The following is a 21,268-nucleotide window of genomic DNA, read 5'->3' on the forward strand; positions in this document are numbered from 1 at the left end:
CTGTCGAAGCGGTCTTAGCAAAATCGCGTTTTTGTCGTCTCTCTGTTATTGGTGACCTTAGCAGAATAGTCCGTCTGACGATCGAGCATATCGGGCTTTATGATCTATTAGTGGAGATGATCCGTTGTTTAGGAGTTAGTTGTTTTCGTTAGAACAGATTTGAGCTATTTAATAATGAGTGTGAAGATAGGTGTTTGAGAGATATCGAGTAAGAGAATTTGATCTAAACATTGCTGAACTCTTCTAGTTGATTCAGCTGATCTTACTCTACTAGTACAGCATACAGCTAAAAAGCTAGCTAAAGCTAGTAAAAAACTCAGTTTGTTCGGTGTTGATGTATCCGAAGAGAGTCATGCTAAAAGCTACCATGTTAACTCTTCTTCCTAAATATGGGCCTATTTTAGCTCGTGTAATTGATAATAGGTAGTCTCTGACCCTCGGGGGTGGAGCCACGAAATTCAGTTGGACTGTGGTCAGTTCGCCGGAAGGCTTCACCGAGGACATAACATATGTCTAAAACGCAATCAGAAGACGAACGAAACGCACAACGAACAGACTCCAACTCGGGGTCTCCGTCCGAGGCTGATCATCGAGAGCAGCCCGATAATCTCTCATCGAATTTCTCAGAGTACTCCGACGAGAAACTCGCGGAGATGTCCGAGTCGGCACTGAAGACGGGCTCTATCGAAGAACTTGAGCAGGCTCGAAAACGGTCACTACAACGAGCAAAAGTTGCTAGACTCGCCAGGCAGTATGAGTCGATACAGTCAACAGGTTCGGTTAAGCAACTCAAGCAGGCCCGCCAGCGGTCACTCCGAGGTTATACTGACGAGGAGTTCGCTCGCCGGTGCAGACGAGCGAGGGGTGAGTCAGTAAACTCGGAGAGGGTGAGTCCGGTCACAGCAACCGATGAGCAGCCGGCACCTCCGGCCCTCGCAGACTACGAGTTGAAGCAGGTCATCTGCGAGGAGTTCGGCAAGGAGGGCTGGTCGGTAATGAAGCCGCTCCTGGCGACCCACGCAACGCTCCTACTCGACGACATCGAATCGTCCCGAGCGATGATGGTCGAGGGCCAGTCGGGCGTCGGCAAGACGATGCTGCTCAAGACGTTCGGAGATCTCAACGAACAGTTCTGTCGTCGTTCAGATGTCACTCCCGCCTCCTTCGTGAGCGCGGGGGGTTCAAATTCCGACAACGACTCGACGAACAATGACCTGCTTCCGCTGCTTGAAGGCCGCACGCTCGCGGTAGGAGATGCGCAAACTTTGTTCGCCGGCAGCGAGCGGACTGTCGAGAGCACATGGCGAAAGTTGGCGCGGATAATGGACGGTGACGGTTACTACCGTCAGACCGCAACCGGTGGCAAAGTCGGGTACGATGACATACGGTTCAATTTCATCGGTGCGACAACGCCCCTGAGCCCGCGGGCGTGGAAGATGATGGGTAACGTCGGGCAGCGTCTTCTGCTCGTCCAGTGGCCTGACGAGGACTACGACGGCGACTGGTTGTGCTCGGTTGTTGAGGGGGGTGAACACCAGCCCATCGAGCGTGGACGTGACGCCGTTCAGGAGTTCCTACAAGACCTATGGAACTACCACGGCGGCACTGAGAGTGTTACGTGGACTGACGACTCAATAAGAAAAAACGTTAGAGTACCCATCCAGCGCCTCGCAAGAGTTGTTGCCCACGCCCGTGGTTCGGTTCATGACGGTGCAGTACAAATCGAGGCCCCGAAACGAATCGGAAAGTTGCTCCACGACCTCGCCCGTGGTCACGCGCTAATCCACGGTCGCACCCACCTCGAACTCGAAGACGTCGAGGCGTGTGGCAGGGTCGCCCTGAGTACGATGCCGGCGAAACGTCGGGGCATTGTCCGGGCGCTCCTTGACCCGAACAGGGACGACCCTCTTACCGCCGGCGACGTAGAGATGATACTGGACGTGAGTCGGCCGACTGCCCGCAACCGTATCGACGAGATGGTGGCTCTCGGTATCGGGGATGTCGTTGAGGAGACCGGACGGGGAGGGACTACGAAGGCGGTCGTGGTGAACGCGGAGTTCCGCTGGCCCGATGGGATAGCGTTCCCCGACTTCTAGCGTCTCACGGCGTCGCTTCTTTTTCGATGTCCGCTTCGTGAAGCTGTAAATATCTTCGAGGTACCCCCGTACGTCGTTCGTAGCCCATCAATAGGCCCCGTTGCGACGTTAGACACGGGGTTTCAATAACACGAGCGAGTGTTTTTCGAGATCTCTTTCAGCTTCGACCGAATCGCTGGTGGCGACTAATCATAACAGAATTTATAATATATCGACTACGTTAAAATACGCTAATAAGCCGTTTATAATCAACTAAGAGAAAATGTACTACAAAAGTATCAAATATATGAGTTAATTATTTCCGTGCTGGTCACGTGTTCCGATACGCAATGAGTCTGGAACTGTACGAGCGGTTTGAGCGGCAGACATCGATCGACTCTAGTAGAGAAGAGGGTAATGCCATAGGGACATTCCGCCCCATGATTATCGACTGCCTCCTTAGGCACCTGGAGCGGGTTGCTGACCAAGGTAATATCGACGGGTGGATGGATTACGTCGACCCAAAACTCACGTACTGGGAAAACAGAGCACATCTGAAAGAGAAAGCGGGTGCGACGGGGTTTGATTCGCCGTTCAAGCCGGAGAGGGAGAGATGGGTTTCAGATATGCTAGACAAACAGGAAGAGTATGAAGAACAACACGAGAACGAAGAACCCAATGTGCCGAAGCGTTCCGCCGGTAGTACAGGGGGCCGCACGGAACCGGAAAGTGAGCTGGGGAAATGGGCGAGAGAGCATGCCGAGGATCGGCCACGACCGGGTGATGGCGGAGAAGAAATCCTACTCAAAAGAGAGCGCGAACGAACGTGGCAAGAACAGCAAAGAGATTGGCAACACTGACGACATCAATCTCAAAACTGTCGTCGTCGTCGATTCTAAATCGTATGATTTCGCGCTTTGAGTAGAACATCACCGTCTCTACGGCTTTCACTTGATCTAATGTATCCCTCATGGTATCCTGCTGCTCCCGCTTCTCGTGCGAGTCTCTACGGTTCACGACGAGAGACAATCGTGTATCAATCCGATTCGTCGGATTCGAGTTCTTCGGCATCGACCTCGCCCGCGAGGAATCGTTCCCCGAGGTCAGTAACGCGGTAGTTCGAGGCGTCGACGCGTTGTAACAGTCCTGCGTCAGTCAGCTTTCGGCAACGACGAGAGAGGTATTCCTGTGTGTAGTCGATATTCGCTGCAATGACGCTTGGAGAAGCGACGATCTCCTTGTCATGTAGAAACTCGAGCACCCGTTCATCAGCCTGTGTCATCCAGTCAACCCGTGGTCGCATCTAACGACGAGATACAGGTTTTAGCTGTTTCAGAAGGCGTTAAAACGTGCCTAGAGACAGTAAAAAGCAGTTCTACAAACACAGAATTTTGTGGTTAATGCTAAGTTGATAGAGATGTATCGTCGACCCAATGGAATTAGGCCGGCGTGTACTCAAACAGCAGGAAGCCGCCTACGAGAAAGAAGAGGATCAGTATGCCGAAGAGATGGAGCGACTCGAAACGCTACCGAAGGCGTTCGAGGAAGATACGTGGACGTGGGAAGATCTAGAGTGGATTGTGCGCTGGAAGATGACCGGCTCACCATTTGTCGGAAAGGTTCTCGATGATTTCAATTCAAACGACGAGACGTTTGTCACCTCCCAAATTGAGAAATCGGTCGCTGCCTCTTCACCAGGTGAAAAACTCTCATATCTGATCGAGATCTCCGGTGTCGCTGAACGGATGGGTTCTGCATTTCTCTTGTTTATGAACCCCGATCGCTTCACCGTGCTCGACTGGAAGGCATGGAGTGTCCTACACGAGAGCGGATACTTGCCCGACGAGATGCCTGATGACCCCTCTGTCGACGATTACTTAGTGTATCTTGGATCGTGTTGGGCGATAGCGAACGAGTACGATGTTAGTCTCCGAACGCTCGATATGGCACTGTGGGCGCTCGGAGGCGATGAGTGAACTGCCACCCGCAACTAAATCCGTTCAGGAACGATACACTATCATGGACGACTCAAACCAACCAGAACGCCCGCCCCCTGATGCTGACGCTGCCGAGATCGCGCAATGGATGGAAGAGGACTTTGGGCGGGCGATCGCCGAGGCGGCAGAAGAGCACGCGAGCAACAAAGCGCACGAGGTCGTAGAGGTCAAGATAATCAATCACGAACAGGATGAGGTCGTCGGGACGATAGATACAGACGGGAACCTAAACACGGAGAGCGAGGCACTCAGACGTGTCTCACAGGAATATCTGGATGAGGGGGTTCCTGTGCTCGTCCCCACCACATATGAGAACGAGGACGGTGAGACGGTTCACGCAGATTGTGAGGTTATTGTCGAGCCGGGAAGCAGGGGATTCGTGCGGGCCTTCGTTGACGAACTGCCGAGTCCTTTCGACTGTGGTCCTGATGTACTGATCAACCTCCCCGCTCACGACTTAGAGCAGGATTGAGAATACGCCGAACGTCTCACCCTACTATTCCGGAATTTTGGATTAGAGCATTCCGGAGTTTTGCGTTTTCAGAGCGACACCTATTCTGTGACTAGTTTTTCGTCTCGTCAAGAGACGGGGGGCTCTGCGAGTCGAGGTGTAATCCGATGTATCACTCAGCCCCTCGCCAAAGGACCACGTCTCGTCGAAGTCTCTCGGTCTGTCCCTTAGCTGACGACAAGTAAATCCGTCACTTCATCCTGTAACGCGGCAAACGTCTGCTCTGATACATCGAGGTTCGGATGGCCCGAGGAGGGTAATTTCGCCTCAGCCATGCGACTGCTCGTTTCGAGATATGTCACAGGCGTCACGAGAGATATCAGGATTTCACACGCAGAGGACACACCCAATCCGAAGTACTGGTGTTTCACAATTCGTTATTTCGTCGTGACGCCTTTGACGGAGCAACGTATCGAGTACATTGGCATCAACGAAGCCAAAGTAAAGGCACTGTTGACGAGAATGAGAGAATGATGGGGTCGAATAATCAGGTAACCGCATACCATTTTTATCTCGGCATCTAACTATCTATCAGAGCGCCTGTGATGTCTTCCATCAATGAGATGCTGAACGAGTCCGCTAACTGTGATGATTTACTCTTGTGTCTCTACGACCTCAAAGAATTAGACGTAGATATTTTTGAAATACTTGTAGAAGAGAAGACTCCTATGACTGTTGACGAAATCGCAGAACGAATCGACCGAGACCGCGGTCACACTTTTCGTTCTTTACAGCGTCTTGTTCACTGTGAATTTGTTCAAAAAGAACAAGTGAATCATGAGTCGGGAGGATACCACCATGTCTATTTTATCATCAATCCAAACGAGAAAGCGTCTCAAATGCAGAAGAAATTGAATTCCATGTATAGAAATGTGGACAAAAAGATCGAAGAATTCCGTAATAAGTATAGTTGAGGCGAGATGCCTTACAGGCCCTTAGGAAACCTTTTCAGATTGTAATTACCTCCTTTGGGTATGGGACTCATTTACCAGTCAAATGAAGAGGAATATTGGCGCCATGTGTCACCGCAAGATAAACTACCACTTGCCGGAGAAGTGAGTACGTCCGGTATTGCGAAACTCAACGAACTTCTTGCTGATTTAAATTCCACGATGGGGTCAGAGTCAAAGGAAAAATTAACTGACTATGCCGAGGACTCGGATAATAAGGACGAGACAGATAAAATGCGCGAGTGGGTGGAACGGCGTCTCATCGAGGAACCATCGACTGTTGATCACCTACGTAAACTCGTGGGAATAAAAGACAAGCGTCTTTATCTTGATCTCAGTTACGATTTCAGAGCGACACCCCATCCGAACAAGGATACGGGACTGTGTGGTTGCCCAAAGGATGACTTCATTGCTCATCAGACTAGTGTACTAAAGAACAAACTAGGTAGTAGCGACCCCGAAGTAAGACAACGGTCATCAGAAGTGTTCGCCGATTATTTCGTTGAAAGAGGCGTATTAGACGTATTAGAGATCTTCAGAGAATTAGATGACCCGCAAGTCGAGACCGTAATCGAGAATGTGATAATGCCTCACGACCTTCAGATGGAGGAAGCAAAACGGCGCGGACATGGGGCAGAAGGAGTTATCGCATCACTGTTGGATAACTTTGGTGAGGTGGAAGTTCTCCCCGGAGACAAGGCCGCAAACCCAATGTCCTCGGATGTTCGTCTTTCTGAAGACGATTACAGTATATCAGATAAAAAAGCAAGCGAGACAGATAGTTACGACCTCTTAATCCGAGATGAGGACGAAAACAAACACGTTCTGGGGGTTTTGGGCCTCGTTCATTCGTCTGACCCGGGAGAGTACGGTGTCGGGAAAACTGGACGAACAGAAGAGTACCAATCACGGATTGAAGAGTATAACGAGAATCACGACGCAGATATGGAACTGTGGGCCCTAGTTGATGGTTGTGGCTTCGGCGATAACAAGGGAACGCTTCGGGCAGTGCTCAATCACGTTGATGAGTTCGTTCAAATGAATACCGCCTACAAATTTCTTGTCCACCTCCATGACAAGGATATCATCGATATACATGGGATCGAGTTCGATAGGAAGTTCTATGACAGTGATGAGATAGATGAATTAACCGATTGGGCGGAAGCCCGCGGAGTAAAAACAGGAGTCAATACCGACTCGTTTGACGAAGTCGAAGCCGGAAAGGCGAAGATATACGTTTAGTTGAAATCAGACAGAGAGCTGTCCTGTCCTTCGCGTCGCTCTTCTCGTGTATCGACCGGGTCAATCTTATCGGGGTCGTGTAGGAGGTCGAACTCCTCCCAGGCAGGAAACTTGAAATCTTCTTTGATTCTTTCCTCAATGAGGTCAATATAATCCGGATTGAGTTCGATTCCGAAACCATTCCTGTCTGTGTGACGCGCAATTTTCAGCGTTGTACCAGAACCAAGGAACGGGTCGAGAATTTTGTCCCCCGGATTTGAGTAGGTATATGTCAGCGCGTATGCCAATCGGTCAGGGAAAGCGGCGATATGATAGTTGCCTTCACTGATTTTCGGGGGCTTGTAGGAAGGACATCGGATAATGTTCGGGATACCACGCCCTTTTTTGTCCTTATTATCGCGAGGGTCGACATCCTTGTACTTCTGCTCGACTCGAATTTTATTGAACGTATACTCGTAATTGTGGTTTTTAGCGAATATGAGAATTTCTTCTTTCTTATCATCGTAGAGAGAATCCTTATACCAGTGAGAGATTGGCATAGCGTTTGGTTTGAACCACGTCATCTTCTCAATCAAATTCCAATTGCCAGCATTTCTCGATATATCCGCGGGAATATCGTAGAACTTCTTGTTTCGTCGCCTTGAATTAACAATGATGATTAGAAGAGCATCTTCAGAGGTGTTCTCATAACAATTCTCCCAAATAGTTTCCATCCGATCGAGATACTCTTCATATGATTCTTGTCCAATTTGGTTCTCGTTATTGTAGTCCTTAAGATCCCAGTACGGAGGGCTCGTCAGTACCAAGTCAATATCTGACGGAAGGGTCTTAGGAAATTGTTCAGCAGACTGATTGTAAACGGTTTGTCCGTCAATTTCGATTTCGTCTGTTTCTAAGGACATAGTTAGTGAGTTGCGTGGTAGGGCTGTTGTGTAGACGATTCAGTGGCATCCATTTCATTATGCCGCATCGTAGTTGGCAGTGAGGTTATCACGTGTTGTCTAACACCCTGTTATTGATCCCGCAGTGGAAAGCAGTAAGTCTGGGTGAGTGATTTCATCGGACTAGACATTCTCCAAATATGCCACAATCATCTGAACACTCACGACCTTATCGGACGTTTGGTGCGTGAGTACCCTCTATTCCGGAAATTAGAGCATGAGAGAATAGAGATAATCGTTTCTCTCGGTGAGACCCATATCTCAACTAGTGGAACCGACACCTCATGAGATGTGAAAGAATCTATGTAACCTCTCAGAGTGTACTCTATTCTCCTCTCGATGCCAACTGTCCTCTCTCAGAGGGTAGCAGACGCGATTCTATGACGTTCGTACACTTCTTCTCGCAAATGTGTGGATAGAAAGCTGGCCTCGGCACTCATAGGGCTCGTCGTCGCCGGGTGCCGAGTCCGGCTCGGAGCGGTGGTTCGTCATCGGCCGCTCGTCGGTAGCCGCTCCGGCGAATAAAGTGATCCGGCCGCGCCGTCAGTGCGACGAGCCGGCGTACGCGTTCCAGCGGTCGGTCCCGTTCGGGATCCGACTCGTGCCCGACGGGTCGAACATCGCGGCCGATCGCGCGACCGCCTCGGCGGCGGTCGGCAAGTCGTCTGGACCCTCTTTCGCGTCGTCCCCGTCCGGGGTCGCGGACGGAGTCGACCGATCGATGCCTCGCTCGCTCCGCGTCGCCTCGCGCGTGCCCGGACCGCCGGGGCCGGTCGTCGTCCCCGACGTCGAGCGTGCGTCAGTCGTGTACTACGGGCGGCACGTCTCACGTAACGGGCGTATTCTTAATAATTGTTTATGTTGGTATGAGGATCGCCGGGCAGTCGGACGCGTCCGGTGAACCGGCGATAGAACGGGGTTTCCGGTAGATCGACCGGGGAGAGCGGCCGCGTTGGCTACTAGCCGACCAAGCGGTGACTACCAGGCCGACCAAGCGGTGACTACCAGGCCGACCAAGCGGTGACTACCAGGCCGACCAAGCGGTGAGCGTCTCGTCGCGGGCGTACACCCGCTTGAGGTCCTTCGCGTAGGCGAGGTCGCCGGGGTGATCGAGCTTCTCGTGGCGGTACTCCGGCGCGTCCTCGCGGATCTGGAGCCCCTCCACGGTGAACTGCTCCTCGCCGAACTCCACCGTCTCGTCGACGGTGAACTCGTAGTCGCCGGGGACGTTCACGCGCAGCGAGCGCGTCTGGTCCGCGTCGCCGTCCTTCGGGTGGAGCGTGACGGGGACCGCGACGTTGTCGACCGCGCGCGTCCAGAGCGTCTCCACGTCGGTGATGTCGGCCTCCTCGACGCGCTCTTCGGGACCGAGTTCGATGTCCGTGATCCGCACCTGCATCAGGGCGTCGTCGGTGTCGACGACGAACTCCTCGCCGGTGCCGACGTCGCCGTCCGCGGGAACGTCCATCCGCGTCGTGAAGGAGTCGCCGTCCTGTGAGACGACGATGGTCACGGAGACGGTCTCTTCCTCGGGAATCTCGCTTTTGTGCGTGTGGTCGCACTCGGTACAGCGCACGGTGGCCTGCCCGCCGGGGCTGAGGACCTCGTGGACGGTCGGCTCGGAGGGCGAACACGACGGGCAGGGGAGCCCGACGCGCGCGCCGGCTTCGGTATCGCTCATTGGGCGCTCGTACCCGCCGCGCCCGTAAATATCCGCCCCTGTGGGGCCGGTGTGGGTCGCGCTCGCGTGGCGCGCGGTCGGACCGCGCGGTAAGGAAACTGGTTTACCGGAGTCCGCGGAACGGACGCCCATGATCGTACCCGGGTCCAGCTCGCAGCAGCTCGCGGCCGCGCTCGCCGAGGAGACGGGCCGGTCGCTCGCGACGCCGACCTACGACCGGTTCCCGGACGGGGAGGGGCTCGCCGCGGTGCCCGACTTCGACGCGGACGAGGCCGTGATCGTCGCCGCGACCGACTCCGACGAGGCGTGGGTCGAACTGCTCCAGCTACAGGACGCCGTCCGCGAGGCCGGCGCGACCGACGTGACCACCGTGATCCCGTACATGGGCTACGCGCGCCAGGACGCCTCCTTCGGCGACGGCGAGCCGGTCTCCGCCCGCGCGATGGCGACGGCGGTATCGACGAGCACCGACCGCGTGCTCCTCGTCAACCCCCACGAGGCGGCCGTCGCCGACTTCTTCGACGTCCCCGTCGAGACGGCCGACGCCGCGGGCGCCCTCGCGGAGCCGCTGACGGCCGACCTCGACGACCCCCTCTTCCTCGCGCCGGACGAGGGGGCGACCGACGTGGCCGCCACCGTCCGCGACGCCTACGGCGACGGCGAGACCGATTACTTCGAGAAGCACCGCGACCGCGAGACGGGCGCCGTCACGGTGTCGCCCTCCGACGCGACCGTTACCGACCGGGACGTGGTCGTCGTCGACGACATCATCGCGACGGGGTCGACGATGAGCGAGTCGGTCGCCGTCCTCACCGACCGCGGCGCCGCGCGGGTGCTGACGGCCTGCGTCCACCCGGTACTGGTCGCCAACGCCGTGACGAAGCTCAGCGCCGCCGGCGTCGACCGGATAGTCGCCACCGACACCGTCGAGCGCGGCTGTAGCGTCGTCAGCGCCGCGCCCGCGGTGGCCGACGCGCTCGACTCCCCGTAAGGGTCACTCGTCGTCGTCGATTTCTCGGATCACCTCGGCGGGGTTCCCCCCGACGACCGCCCGCGCCGGCACGTCGTCGACCACCACCGCGCCCGCGGCGACGACCGCGCCGTCGCCGATCTCGACGCCGGGCGTGATCACCGCCCGGCCGCCGATCCAGACGTCGTCGCCGACCGTGACGGGGTCGCCGAACTCCAGCCCGGCCGCGCGCTCCTCGGGGTCGAGCGGATGCGTCGCGGCGTACACGTGGACGCCCGGCCCGAGCAGACAGTTCTCGCCGAAGCCGATCGGCGCCACGTCTAAGAAGACGCAGCCGTAGTTCGCGAAGAAGCCGTCGCCGACGCCGACGTTGTAGCCGTAATCACACCGGAACGGCGGGACGACGGTCGCGTCGCCGCGGACCTCGCCGAACAGCTCGCGGAGCAGTCGCTCGCGGCGGTCGGTCTGCGTCTGCGCGGTCGCGTTGTACCGGCGACAGCGGTCCTGCGCGCGCCGCCGGTCGGCGACCAGTTCGGGGACCGACGGGTCGTACGCCTCGCCGGCGAGCATCCGCTCCTTCTCGCGTCCCATACGCTGCCCGACACGGCGAGGGACAAAGGTGTGTCCGTGTCGGGGCCGTCGACCGTGGCGGACCGGAGGCGGGCGCGCGAGGGGCGCGCCTCAAACGATCTTCATCATCCGCGTCTCGAACTTCCCGACGCGGACCCGGACCCACCCCGAGAGGTCGTCGTCGAGGTCGGGGTCGTCGGTGTCGACGCGGAGCGCCCGCACGTCGTCGAGTTTCGCCCGCGAGGCGACGATCCGGAGGTCACACCGCCGGATCACGGCCGGCGATACCTGGGGGTTGCCGCGGCCGAAGACGAACCCCTGCCCGCCGATGGGCGAGACGACGATCACGTTCTCCTCGCCGAGCGCGTCGAGTATCTCCGCCTCGGCGGCGTCGCGGACGACCACCTCGCCGTCGCGCCAGACGTCGACGCCGATCGGCGACGGCTCGAAGCCGAGTTCGTCCTTGATCGCGCCGACGGTCGACCCCGGCCCGAGCACGAAGGTGACTCCCTCGCCGTCGCGCTCGCGGATGTCGGCCGCGACGCCCTCGGCGAGCGACTCGACGGTCCCGCTCGCGGTCTGTTTCGACGACTGGAGGTCGTCGGCGACGGGGACGTGCGCGACCCCCCGAAGCTCCGGGTGGACCTCCCCCTCGCGGTAGGCGTCCTCGTCGATGTCCATCACCTCGCGGCGCTCGGTCCGCGAGAACGACGCGGCGACCTCGGCGGCGTCCTCCGGTGACACCGCGAACACCGACGAGTACACCTTCACGCCGGCCGGGACGCCGAGCATCGGCACCTCGGTCCCCTCCAGCGCGCCCGCCACGTCCGCCGCCGTCCCGTCGCCGCCGACGAACAACACGAGGTCGACGGCGTCGGCGGGCCTCTCATCGTCCGGACCGTCCCCCTCTAGACCCGCGAACGCCCGCACGACCGCGGCGGTGTGCGCGGCGGTCGTCTCCGTCGGGTCCGGGGCGCCGCCCGACGCAGACGCTTCACCTTCGAACGGGTCGACGACGCGGGCCGGGTCGAACCCGGCCTCGCGGACGGTCGACTCGCCCATCGGGTCCGCGGCCGCGACGACGCTCGTCTCGGGGGCCACGGCGGCCAGTCGGTCGAGCATCCGTCGCGCTCGGGCCGGCGCCCGCGGCTCCGCGCCGCGTTCGATCGCCTCGGCGACTTTGCCGTCGGTCCCCTTCAGGCCGACGCGGCCGCCCATGCCGGCGACCGGATTCACCACGATCCCCACGTCCATACGCGACGTTCCCGCGCCGGCCCCTTAAGGAAGACGCGTCCGACCGCGACTCGTCGGCGGCTCGCCGCGGCGGCTGATAAAAGGCCTCAACACCGAGCCACGACCACCAACTATCGTCCACCCATAGTAACAGTCGCCGGTGGACGAGCCCGCCATCGGTGTCAGAGAACCCCTCTCTCGTCGGGACTGGATCCCTCGTGGGAGCTGCCACACGCCCATGCCGCCCAGTTCCGTTTTCCTCGCCGCGACGACGGAGGGCGCCGCGACCCGCTCCGTCCGAGTCGGTTCCGCCGGGCGTCCGTACTACGGTACCTCCTAATCCGTCCGAAGCGGCGGTCGTGCGGCCGTCAGTCCGGCGTCGGCGGTCGCTTCCACCGAGAATGAATACTTAAGACGCCCCCAAAACAACGCCGAGTTATGATCCTCGAAGCCGCCGTGACCGAGCCGCTGCCGATCAGCGCGACCGCGGGCGCCGTCCTGCTCGCGAGCCTCGCACTCGTCTTCGTGTGGGTGGCCTACCTGTACCGCTAGGTCGATCCGTCGCCGCACCGCGCGGCTCACGGCGCCTCGTCTCCGATCGACCTCCGTCCGTTCTCGCCGATCGACCTCCGTCCGTTCTCACCGATCGACTCGTTCGGTCCGCCCCTCGTGGCTCAGACCGCGTCGGCGTGTTCGCGGACCCACGCCGCCGCCCGCTCGGCCTCGTCCGAGCTCTCGGCGGTGATCTTCACCGTCACGACCTCGCCCGGGTACGAGCCGACCCGCACATCGAACCGCTCGCGCAGCGACGCGAACCGGTCGAGGAGTGCGCTCTCCGGCTCGTCCACGTCGACCGTGAGGACGTGGGTCACCGTCCCGGCGAACTCGTCCGCGATCAGGTCGAACATCGCCTCCATCTCTCCCGGGACGCCCGGAAGGACGTAGGTCGACTCGACGACGGCGCCGGGCGCGACCCCGGCCTCGTTCGGGAGCGGTCGACAGTCCGCGGGGAGGTGGGTCGTCTCCGCCGCGAGGTCGTCGCCGCTGTACCCCCGCTCGGCGAGCCACGCGGCCGCCTCCGCGTTCTCGACGAGCGCGCGGCCGAACGCGGCCGCGACCGCCTCCATCGTCACGTCGTCGTGCGTCGGTCCGAGGCCGCCGGTGACGATCACCGCGTCGTACTCGGCGTGATACTCGTTGACGACGCGCGCGATTTCGGGGACCTCGTCCGGGACGACCGTCACCCGGCGCACGGTGACGCCGCGGGCGTCGAGGCGGTCGCAGAGCCAGGTGGCGTTCGTGTTCTCGGTGTCGCCGACGAGGAGCTCGTCCCCGACGGTGACGACGGCGGCGTTCATACGCGAAGCAAGCGGCGCACGGTAGAAAAGGACCGCGACGCGGGCGTCCGGACGGATCCGTACGCGCCACGGAGCGCGGTCAGCGTCGGCCGCTCACAGCCAGCCGTCGTCGTCGTCGTCCTCGTTGACGCTCAAGCCGAGGTCGCGCCGCTGTTCGCGGAGCGCCTCCAACTGGCGCCGGAAGTAGAGCGTCCCGGCGACCGCGGCGACCGCGGCGATGACGAGGATGACGCCGAACACCACCAAGTCGCCCTCGCGGTACGACTGGACGACGATCGAGCCGCCGGTCACCTCGTCCCACACGATCCGGTCGCGGTCGCCGACGGTCTCGACCTCGTGGTCGCGCGGCGACACGTGGCCGACGATCGGCACCTCCGTGCTGAAGTCCGGCGGGAGCGTCACGGCGTACGACCCCTCGACGTACGCGCGCATGGTGAACCGGCGCGGCGATCCGGCGCCGGAGAACCCGAGCTTTCCGCCCGCCATGTCGTCGGCGAAGCGTATCCACGTCTCGTCGGTCGTCTGCTCCACCTCACCGCCGCGAGCGCGGAACTCGCTGCCGTTTATCACCTCGCCGTCCGGGTACCGGTACCGCAGCGCCTCGAACTCCATCGGGCGGTCGCCGGCGTACGGGGTCTGCTCGAACAGCCGCAGCTCCTCGCGGTCGCCGATCGAGTACACGACGGTGTATCTGGCGTCCGTCGAGAGCTCGAAGGCGGCGTCGCGGTCCGTGTCGAAGTCGTACTCGCGGGGCGGCTCCGCGTCGAGCGTCTCGTTCGCCACCTCGCCGCCGCCGGTCGCGTAGCCGAGGCAGCCGGCGCTGACCGCGAGGAGCGCGATCGCCGCCACCGCGAGCGCGAATCGTCGGTTCACGTGTTCAACTCACCTCAGACGACACAGCGCATCTCCGCCGGGAGGTACGAGCCGATGGCGGCCAGCAGCCCCGGCGGGTCGGTTCCCTCGGCACAGACGATGCTCTGCTCTAAGAGCCCCAGCCGCTCGACGGTGACGATGTCCTGCGCGTGGCCCGCGCGGTTCACCGTCGCCCGCGTCTCGCCGCGGGTCGCGGAGTTGACGTTCACCCGCCCGTCCCCGCGCTGCCAGTCGTACAGGCGGTCCCGCTCGGCGCCGGCGAGCCGCGACGGATCGGCGTCCGGGTCGCCGACGTCGCCGCCGTAGACGAACCGCATCGGGAGGTGCTGGACGAGGCCGAACCGCTCGACCACCTGCTGCGGCGAGCCGACGCCGAGGCCGAGCTCGTCCGCGGGGACGAAGACCTCCGCGCCGGCGTCGAGAACGAAGCCGTCGTCGTCCCACGATTCCAGGGTGCCGACGTACGTCTCGCCGGCTTCGAGCCCGCCGTCGTGAGCGACGATCTCGCCCCACGTCTCCGCGAGGACGTTCCGCGCGACCGGCGCGTCCTCGCCCGTCACGTCGACCTGGACGAAGTCGTCGCCGCGGACGCCGACCTGCCAGTCCACGTCGAGTTCGCCCACGTCGTTCGCGACGAGCGAGTTCATCCCGTCGAGTGCGCGGTCGCGGGCGTCGCCCTCGACGTAGCACTTGGTTGCGAGGACGACCATCAGCCGGTCACGTCCACGTTGAGCTCGTCGCGGAGCTTCCCGATGCGCTCGTCCATCGCCTCGCGGAGCCGGTCGTTGTCCATCGCCTCCAGCGGCGACCCGCACTCGGGGCACTCGAAGCCGAAGTCCATCGCCTCGCCGAACTCGAAGCGGATGGAACACACCTCACAGAGGTAGAACTCGTGGGTGCGCTCGTACTCCTCGCGCTCCTCTAACGCGTCGAGGAGCCGGTACATCTCCTCCTGGAGGTTCTCCGGGATGTTGTCGTAGTGGAACGTCCACAGGTACGTGAGCCACCCGGAGTCCTCGTCGCGGACGCGACGGTACGTCGCCAGGTCGTTCTCGTACAGGATGAACAGCGCGCGTCGCACGTCGTTGAGCTCCAAGCCGAGTTCCTCGGCCAGCTCCTCGTCGGTGACCTCGCCGTCGGGCGGCGCGGCCGCGACCGGCATCCCCGTCGGCCCCACCAGCTCGTGGAGGTATTTCTGGATGACGGGGTCGTTCAGTAGATCCTCAAAAGCCATTACGGGAATCTGGTGGTGGAATCGGGTTAAAACCTCCGAAAGGCGCGGTCGTGACCGCTCCGCCGCTCCGAGGCGAACGTCCCCGAGCCGCCGGCGACCGGCGGGTCCGGCAGAGCTTTACGCCGCGTGGCTCACACTCGTCGCATGGCAGACTCGGTCGACGGAGGCGGGCGACGCGCGCTCGGCGCGCTCGCGCTCCTCGCGGTCCCGTTCGTGCTGGCGGCGGTCCCGCTGATTCCCCTCGCCGCACTTCTCGGTCCCGGCGGCCTCGGGCTGCTCCCGGTCGGCGCGCTCGGCGGGCTGCTCGCGGCCGCCGTCGTCGGCCCCGTCGTCGCCGCCCTCCTCGGCCCAGTCCTCGTGGACCGGCGGATCGCGCGGCTCCCCGACGCCGACCTCGACGACCGGCGCGCCGAGTTCGTCGCCGACCGCGTCGAGCGGCTGGCGGCCGACGTGGGCGTCGACGTCCCGACCGTGACGACCGTCCGCGCCGACGCCGCGAACGTCGCCGTCACCGACGGCTACCGCGGCGCGCGACTGGTGGTCTCGACGCGGCTCCTCGCCTTGCCCGAGGCCGACCGCGACGCCGCACTGCGCCACGCGCTCGTCAGGATCCGGACTCGGCAGGCGCTTATCACGACCGCGGCCCTCCCGGCGCTCGCGCTCGTCGAGACCGCCGCGCTGCTCGCGACGCTGCTCGTGGGACGCCGGGGCGACCGCACCGCAGCGGACCGACGCGTCAACCGGATCCACGGCTACGAGCCGGACCGCGAGCGGGTCCCGTCGTGGGCGTACGCGGCCGCCGGCGTCCTGCTCTGGGCGGTGTTGCTTCCGGCGTGGGTCCCGGCGACGGTCGGCGACCGGCTCGCCGTCGCCGGGGGGCGCCGAGCCGCGGACGCGCTCGTCGCGCGGACCGGGTCCGAGGGCCGGCAGGGACTCGGCAACGCCGTGGCCTTCGCGAGCGACGCCGCGGGCGCGGCAGACTGGCCCCCGCTCTTGGACCGCCTCTCGCTCGTCTCCATGGCCGACGCCGAGACGGGTCGCGTGCGGGGGACGAGCCGACAGGAGGCGCGGACGCGACTCGCGCGACTCCGGTCGAAGCGCACGCTGTAGGTCGCCGTCGGTTCGAAGCCCACCGGGCCGATCCGCCCCGGGTCAGGGGTGCGCCGGGACTTCCAATCGAATGGTCGTCCCGTCCTCGCCGGTGTCGATGTCGAACTCGCCGCCCGCCTTCCCGACGACCCAGTACATGAGCCAGATCCCGAGCCGGTCGGCGTGGGTCAGCGACGTCTCGCCGACCTCCAGCACCTGCATCTCGTGGTCCGGAATGCCCGGCCCGTCGTCCGTGACCTCGGCGACGACCCACCCGTCGGGATGCCGCTCGACGCGGACGTGGACGGACGGGTTCGTCGCGTCGTTGTGTTTCACCGCGTTCTCGACCGCTTCCTCGACCGCGACCGTCAGCCCGACGACCGTCACGTGGATCGGGTCGCCGTCGGGTAGCGACAGCGTCACCGTCGCGTCGGGGTAGCGGCGCTGGATCCGGTTCCGTAGCTCGACCAGTTCTTCGGCGAAATCGACCGTCGTGTTCGACTCGGTCTCGTCGAGCGTCTCGTTGACCGTCCGAACGGTCGACGCGATACCCATCAGGTCCTCGGCCGTCTCAGAGATCACCGCGAGCGACTCCAGCCGCGAGTCGTCGTCTATCTCCTCGCCCAAGAGGTCGGCGTACCCCTCGACCAGGTTCATCTTGTTCCGGAGGTTGTGTTTGAGCACCCGCGTCATCACCTCCAGCCGACGCTCCCGGATCTTCCGGTCGGTGATGTCGTTCTGGAACCCGACATAGTGGGTGACGGTCCCGTCGGCGTCGCGGATCGGCGATATCGTCACGTGGTTCCAGAACTTCTGCCCGTTCGCCCGGTAGTTACGGATGTCGACGGAGACGGGTCGCTCCTCGGCCAACGCCTCGCGGATCGCCGCCCGGGGCTCCTCGGCCGTGTCCTCGCCCTGGAGGAACCGGCAGTCCTCGCCGAGCCGCTCTTCGCCGTAGCCGGTCATCTCCTCGAACCCGCCGTTGAGGTACACGAGCGGCGTGTCGTCGCCCTCAGTCGCCTCCGCGAGGGTAATTCCGACCGGTGACTCGTCCATCGCCTGCTCTTTGAGCCGCAGTTCGTCGACGGTCTCCGAGAGCCGGAGGGAGGTCGACCGGCGCTCGATCAGGTTCTCGATCCGCGAGACGAGCCCCCGGCGGCTCGTCGGCAGTTCGATCACGTCGTCGACGCGGTCCCACGCGCCCTCCTTCGCCGCCGACCCCGCGTCCCCGCTCGCAAGCAGCACGAACGGAAGGAACGCCGGATCGGCGCGGTCCCGCCGCGGCTCGATGCGGTCACGGACGCGTTCGAACGCCGACTCGTCGAGGACACAGCAGTCGAACTCCTCGTCGAGCGCCGCCGCCTCGCTGGCGGTGTCGACCGCGTAGCGGTCGCTCAGAGCGTCGACGAGGAGTTCGCGGTCGCGGCGCCGTTCCACGAACAGCAGCACGCGGGCACCGTCGTCGGGCTCGGGCGGCGCTCCGGCCCGCGTCGCTCCGAAGGAGTCCTCGGAATTCGAGCCCATCTCTGTTCGAACGACGACCCACATCCACTAAGAGGTACGGAAAATTCGAGTCGGCGACCGCGACCGCCGGCGCGTGACGGTCGCCCCCACCCGTCGTGTCCGGCCGCCCCCGTCGCGTCCGGCCGCCACCACTCCTCGCGTCCGGCCGCCACCCACGCTTATGTCCGTCGCCGAGTAGGAAGGGACATGACTCAGTCGCCATCCGCTCGGCTCTCGACCGGCGTCACCGGGCTCGACGAGATCCTGTCGGGGGGACTCATTCGAGAGCGCAGTTACATGATTCGCGGGCAGGCGGGCAGCGGGAAGACGATCCTCAGCCTCCACTTCCTCGCCGCCGGGGTCGAACGCGGCGAGACGGCCCTGTTCATCAACCTCGAAGAGGACGTGAGCGACCTGAAGGCGAACGCCGAGGCGCTCGGGTTCGACACCGACGCGATCGAGTTCCTCGACCTGAGCCCGGGCGCGGACGTGTTCACCGAAGACCAGTCGTACGAGGTCTTCGCGCCCGAGGAGGTCGAACAGGAGCCGATCACGGAGCGGATCGTCGAGAGCGTGAGGGAGGTCGACCCGGACAGGGTCGTCGTCGACCCCCTGACGCAGCTCCGCTTTCTCACCTCCGACGACTACCAGTTCCGCAAGCAGGTCGTCGGCTTCATGCGGTTCCTGAAAGACCGGGACGCGACGGTGCTGTTCACGGTTCAAGACACCGACGCGCTGCCGACGGACGGGCTGGAGTTCATCACTGACGGGACGATACGCATGGCCACCGAGGAGTACGGCAAGACGATCGAAGTGCCGAAGTTCCGCGGCTCGGGCACGCTGAGCGGCGACCACGCCTACCGCGTCACCGACACGGGGATCGAGGTGTACCCGGCGCTCCAGCCCGGCACCCACGGCGGCGAGTTCGACTTCGAACAGGTGTCCTCCGGGATCCCCGAGGTCGACGAACTGCTCAACGGCGGCATCGAGCGCGGGACGGTCAGCATCGTGAGCGGCCCGACCGGCGTCGGCAAGACGACGCTGAGCACGCAGTTCATGAAGGAGGCCGCCGGCCGCGGCGAGCGCTCGGTCATCTACCTGTTCGAGGAGAGCCGGGGGACGTTCCTGAAGCGGTCGCGCGCGGTGAACATCCCCGTCGACGAGATGATCGAGAAGGGGACGCTACAGGTCACCGAGGTGGAGGCGTTAGAGCGGTCGCCACAGGAGTTCTCGCGGATGGTCCGCGACGAGGTTGAAGAGCGGGGCGCGGACATCGTGATGATCGACGGCATCGCCGGGTACCGACTGACCCTGCGGGGCGAGGAGGGGATGCTGCTCCAACAGCTGCACGCGCTCGGCCGGTACCTCAAGAACACGGGCGTCACGACCATCTTCATCGACGAGACGCGGAACATCACCGGCGAGTTTCAGGCGACCGTCGAGAACATCAGCTACCTCGCGGACAACATCGTCTTCCTCCGCCACCTTGAGACCCGCGGCGAGATGCGGAAGGCGATCGGCGTGTTGAAAAAGCGGACGAGCGACTTCGAGCGGACGATCCGCGAGTTCAAGATCACGCGACACGGGATCACGGTCGGCGAGCCGATGTCGGGGTTGCGGGGCATTTTGAGCGGGACGCCGGAAGCGATCGACGACGGCGGCGACTCACGACGCGACGCGGGCGACGAGCCCTGAGCGACCGGCCGAGTCCGGCGGGCGCCTCGCCCGGAGCCCGACTCCGACCCGGTCGCGGTCGAGACCGGTCACGCGTTCCTCGGGGGCGACGAGGTACCCCACCCCACCGATCGTTCATGTGTCGCGGCACCGAGCCGGTCCACATGGAGCGACCACGGGAAGGGGAGACCGTCACGACCGATCGGACGTTCACCGTCGACGAGGTCCGACGGTACGCCGAACTGTCCGGGGACGACCAACCGCGACACACCGAGCCCGACGACGACGGTCGGGTGATGGTCCAGGGACTGTTGACCGCGACGCTCCCCACGGAGCTGGGCGGCGACCTCGAAGTGCTGGCTCGACGGATGGAGTTCGAGTTCCTCGAACCCGTGTACACGGGCGAGCACGTCACCTGCTACGCGACCTACGACGAGGTCACCGAACGAGACGACCGCTACGCGTTCGCGTGGGACGTCGTCTGCGAGACCGACGACGGAGCCGCGGTCCTCGAGGCGACGGTAGAGGGGATCGTCTGGAAAAATGACTGAACGGCGGCGACCTCGCCCGCTTCGGCGACGGGTCGTCTCACGTCACTCCGCGCCCTCGTCGCCCTCTGCGTCCCCGTCGCCCTCGTCGCCCTCTGCGTCCCCGTCGCCCTCGTCGCCCTCTGCGTCCCCGTCGCCCTCAACGCCCTCTCCGTCGGCGTCGATCACGGTCTTGCCGGTCGCCTCGGGGACGACCCGGCGGTCGGCGTCCGCCCACTCGCGGTCCAGTTCGGCCCCCGCGAACAGCCGGTCGAGGAACACCGCGAGTCCGGCGACCTCGGAGTGCGGCTGGTTCGTCACGCCCACGTTGAAGTCGGCGCGCTCGTACAGCGCCCACGGCACCTTCTCGCCGCCGACGACGACGAGGAGGTCCCGGGGCGACGGCGGCGACCCGCCGACCGTCGCGTCCTCGAGCCCGACGGCCTCGCGCACGTCCGCCTCCACGTCTTGGACGCGCTCGCCGTACATCGTGAGGTGGACGACGACCCCGTCGAAGTTCCGAACCAGCGCCTTCTGGTCGTCGCGGAGTTCGACCTCGAACGGGCCGCCGAACCGGTCGGTGATGTCGCGGACGGTCTCCGCCGACTGCCCCGCGTTGTCGGGGAAGATCACCCGGTCGGCGCCCAGCGCCCGGGCCGTGAGCCCCACGTGCGTCGTCATGCGGTCGTCGCGTCCCGGCCGGTGGCCGTACCGGAGGACGACGACCTCTCGTGCGTCGTTCATGCCACGGGCTGGGCGTGCGAGCCGGGTGTCGCTTTCGATGCGGTCGCGGAGTCGACGCCTCGCCAGCCTCGAATTCTGATCCGTGTTAGTGGATCG

The 21,268-nt window shown here is 62.6% G+C and carries 21 protein-coding genes; 10 read left to right on the top strand and 11 right to left on the bottom strand.

Annotation, left to right across the window (positions count from 1 at the left end; translation table 11 throughout):
* Positions 1 to 509: 509 nt before the first annotated feature.
* Together ACZ5KW_RS07235 and ACZ5KW_RS07240 are read left to right on the top strand one after the other, a co-directional pair.
* Positions 510 to 2,096: a winged helix-turn-helix domain-containing protein gene (locus ACZ5KW_RS07235; RefSeq protein ID WP_343780035.1), complete on the top strand. Its 1,587-nt coding sequence runs from the start codon at positions 510 to 512 to the stop codon at positions 2,094 to 2,096.
* Between the two features lie 329 nt (positions 2,097 to 2,425).
* Complete coding sequence (locus ACZ5KW_RS07240) at positions 2,426 to 2,935, top strand: hypothetical protein (protein WP_343780037.1); 510 nt, start codon at positions 2,426 to 2,428, stop codon at positions 2,933 to 2,935.
* 176 nt (positions 2,936 to 3,111) lie between these two features.
* On the opposite strand, the gene ACZ5KW_RS07245 is transcribed toward ACZ5KW_RS07240, so the two are convergent.
* The gene (locus ACZ5KW_RS07245) at positions 3,112 to 3,378 is read right to left on the bottom strand and encodes a MarR family transcriptional regulator (protein WP_343780039.1); all 267 of its coding nucleotides are present in this window, start codon (positions 3,376 to 3,378) and stop codon (positions 3,112 to 3,114) included.
* Between the two features lie 130 nt (positions 3,379 to 3,508).
* On the opposite strand from ACZ5KW_RS07245, the gene ACZ5KW_RS07250 reads away from it, so the two are divergent.
* From ACZ5KW_RS07250 to ACZ5KW_RS07265, 4 genes are all read left to right on the top strand, one after another.
* Positions 3,509 to 4,051 carry a hypothetical protein gene (locus tag ACZ5KW_RS07250; RefSeq protein WP_343780041.1) on the top strand — a complete coding sequence of 181 codons (543 nt, stop codon included), beginning with the start codon at positions 3,509 to 3,511 and terminating at the stop codon, positions 4,049 to 4,051.
* Positions 4,052 to 4,094: 43 nt separating this feature from the next.
* Positions 4,095 to 4,544 carry a hypothetical protein gene (locus ACZ5KW_RS07255; protein WP_343780043.1) on the top strand — a complete coding sequence of 150 codons (450 nt, stop codon included), beginning with the start codon at positions 4,095 to 4,097 and terminating at the stop codon, positions 4,542 to 4,544.
* A 584-nt stretch (positions 4,545 to 5,128) separates the two neighbouring features.
* Complete coding sequence (locus ACZ5KW_RS07260) at positions 5,129 to 5,497, top strand: helix-turn-helix domain-containing protein (RefSeq protein ID WP_343780519.1); 369 nt, start codon at positions 5,129 to 5,131, stop codon at positions 5,495 to 5,497.
* Positions 5,498 to 5,557: 60 nt separating this feature from the next.
* Complete coding sequence (locus ACZ5KW_RS07265; RefSeq protein ID WP_343780045.1) at positions 5,558 to 6,775, top strand: hypothetical protein; 1,218 nt, start codon at positions 5,558 to 5,560, stop codon at positions 6,773 to 6,775.
* Here ACZ5KW_RS07265 and ACZ5KW_RS07270 read toward each other — a convergent pair.
* The gene (locus ACZ5KW_RS07270; RefSeq protein ID WP_343780047.1) at positions 6,772 to 7,677 is read right to left on the bottom strand and encodes a DNA-methyltransferase; all 906 of its coding nucleotides are present in this window, start codon (positions 7,675 to 7,677) and stop codon (positions 6,772 to 6,774) included. The genes ACZ5KW_RS07265 and ACZ5KW_RS07270 overlap by 4 nt on opposite strands.
* A gap of 1,063 nt (positions 7,678 to 8,740) precedes the next feature.
* Positions 8,741 to 9,397 carry an HVO_0476 family zinc finger protein gene (locus tag ACZ5KW_RS07275; protein WP_343780049.1) on the bottom strand — a complete coding sequence of 219 codons (657 nt, stop codon included), beginning with the start codon at positions 9,395 to 9,397 and terminating at the stop codon, positions 8,741 to 8,743.
* 130 nt (positions 9,398 to 9,527) lie between these two features.
* On the opposite strand from ACZ5KW_RS07275, the gene prs reads away from it, so the two are divergent.
* A complete protein-coding gene (prs, locus tag ACZ5KW_RS07280; RefSeq protein ID WP_343780051.1) occupies positions 9,528 to 10,388 on the top strand; it encodes a ribose-phosphate diphosphokinase in 861 nt (286 codons plus the stop codon).
* 3 nt (positions 10,389 to 10,391) lie between these two features.
* On the opposite strand, the gene ACZ5KW_RS07285 is transcribed toward prs, so the two are convergent.
* From ACZ5KW_RS07285 to ACZ5KW_RS07310, 6 genes are all read right to left on the bottom strand, one after another.
* Positions 10,392 to 10,958, bottom strand: a complete 567-nt coding sequence (locus tag ACZ5KW_RS07285; protein ID WP_343780053.1) for a maltose acetyltransferase domain-containing protein — start codon at positions 10,956 to 10,958, stop codon at positions 10,392 to 10,394.
* Between the two features lie 90 nt (positions 10,959 to 11,048).
* Entirely contained in the window at positions 11,049 to 12,191 is a 1,143-nt protein-coding gene (locus ACZ5KW_RS07290) for an ATP-NAD kinase family protein (RefSeq protein ID WP_343780056.1), read from the bottom strand.
* A 653-nt stretch (positions 12,192 to 12,844) separates the two neighbouring features.
* Positions 12,845 to 13,528: a competence/damage-inducible protein A gene (locus ACZ5KW_RS07295; protein ID WP_343780058.1), complete on the bottom strand. Its 684-nt coding sequence runs from the start codon at positions 13,526 to 13,528 to the stop codon at positions 12,845 to 12,847.
* A gap of 93 nt (positions 13,529 to 13,621) precedes the next feature.
* Positions 13,622 to 14,401, bottom strand: coding sequence for a DUF5803 family protein (locus tag ACZ5KW_RS07300; protein ID WP_343780060.1), 780 nt, complete (start codon positions 14,399 to 14,401; stop codon positions 13,622 to 13,624).
* Between the two features lie 14 nt (positions 14,402 to 14,415).
* Entirely contained in the window at positions 14,416 to 15,111 is a 696-nt protein-coding gene (locus ACZ5KW_RS07305) for a DUF2110 family protein (protein ID WP_343780062.1), read from the bottom strand.
* A complete protein-coding gene (locus ACZ5KW_RS07310; RefSeq protein WP_343780065.1) occupies positions 15,111 to 15,635 on the bottom strand; it encodes a transcription factor in 525 nt (174 codons plus the stop codon). The genes ACZ5KW_RS07305 and ACZ5KW_RS07310 overlap by 1 nt, the downstream gene beginning before the upstream one ends.
* Before the next feature lie 144 nt (positions 15,636 to 15,779).
* Between ACZ5KW_RS07310 and ACZ5KW_RS07315 the strand changes: the two genes are divergently transcribed.
* Complete coding sequence (locus tag ACZ5KW_RS07315) at positions 15,780 to 16,745, top strand: M48 family metalloprotease (protein WP_343780067.1); 966 nt, start codon at positions 15,780 to 15,782, stop codon at positions 16,743 to 16,745.
* Positions 16,746 to 16,787: 42 nt separating this feature from the next.
* On the opposite strand, the gene ACZ5KW_RS07320 is transcribed toward ACZ5KW_RS07315, so the two are convergent.
* Positions 16,788 to 18,248, bottom strand: coding sequence for a PAS domain-containing protein (locus ACZ5KW_RS07320; protein WP_343780069.1), 1,461 nt, complete (start codon positions 18,246 to 18,248; stop codon positions 16,788 to 16,790).
* A gap of 186 nt (positions 18,249 to 18,434) precedes the next feature.
* Here ACZ5KW_RS07320 and ACZ5KW_RS07325 point away from each other — a divergent pair, with 186 nt between their 5' ends.
* Both ACZ5KW_RS07325 and ACZ5KW_RS07330 read left to right on the top strand, forming a co-directional pair.
* Complete coding sequence (locus tag ACZ5KW_RS07325) at positions 18,435 to 19,922, top strand: ATPase domain-containing protein (protein ID WP_343780071.1); 1,488 nt, start codon at positions 18,435 to 18,437, stop codon at positions 19,920 to 19,922.
* Between the two features lie 143 nt (positions 19,923 to 20,065).
* Entirely contained in the window at positions 20,066 to 20,452 is a 387-nt protein-coding gene (locus tag ACZ5KW_RS07330) for a MaoC family dehydratase (protein WP_343780073.1), read from the top strand.
* Positions 20,453 to 20,494: 42 nt separating this feature from the next.
* On the opposite strand, the gene ACZ5KW_RS07335 is transcribed toward ACZ5KW_RS07330, so the two are convergent.
* A complete protein-coding gene (locus tag ACZ5KW_RS07335; protein WP_343780075.1) occupies positions 20,495 to 21,172 on the bottom strand; it encodes a tRNA (cytidine(56)-2'-O)-methyltransferase in 678 nt (225 codons plus the stop codon).
* Positions 21,173 to 21,268 lie beyond the last annotated feature (96 nt).

It is taken from the genome of Halorubrum ejinorense, from assembly GCF_055389685.1.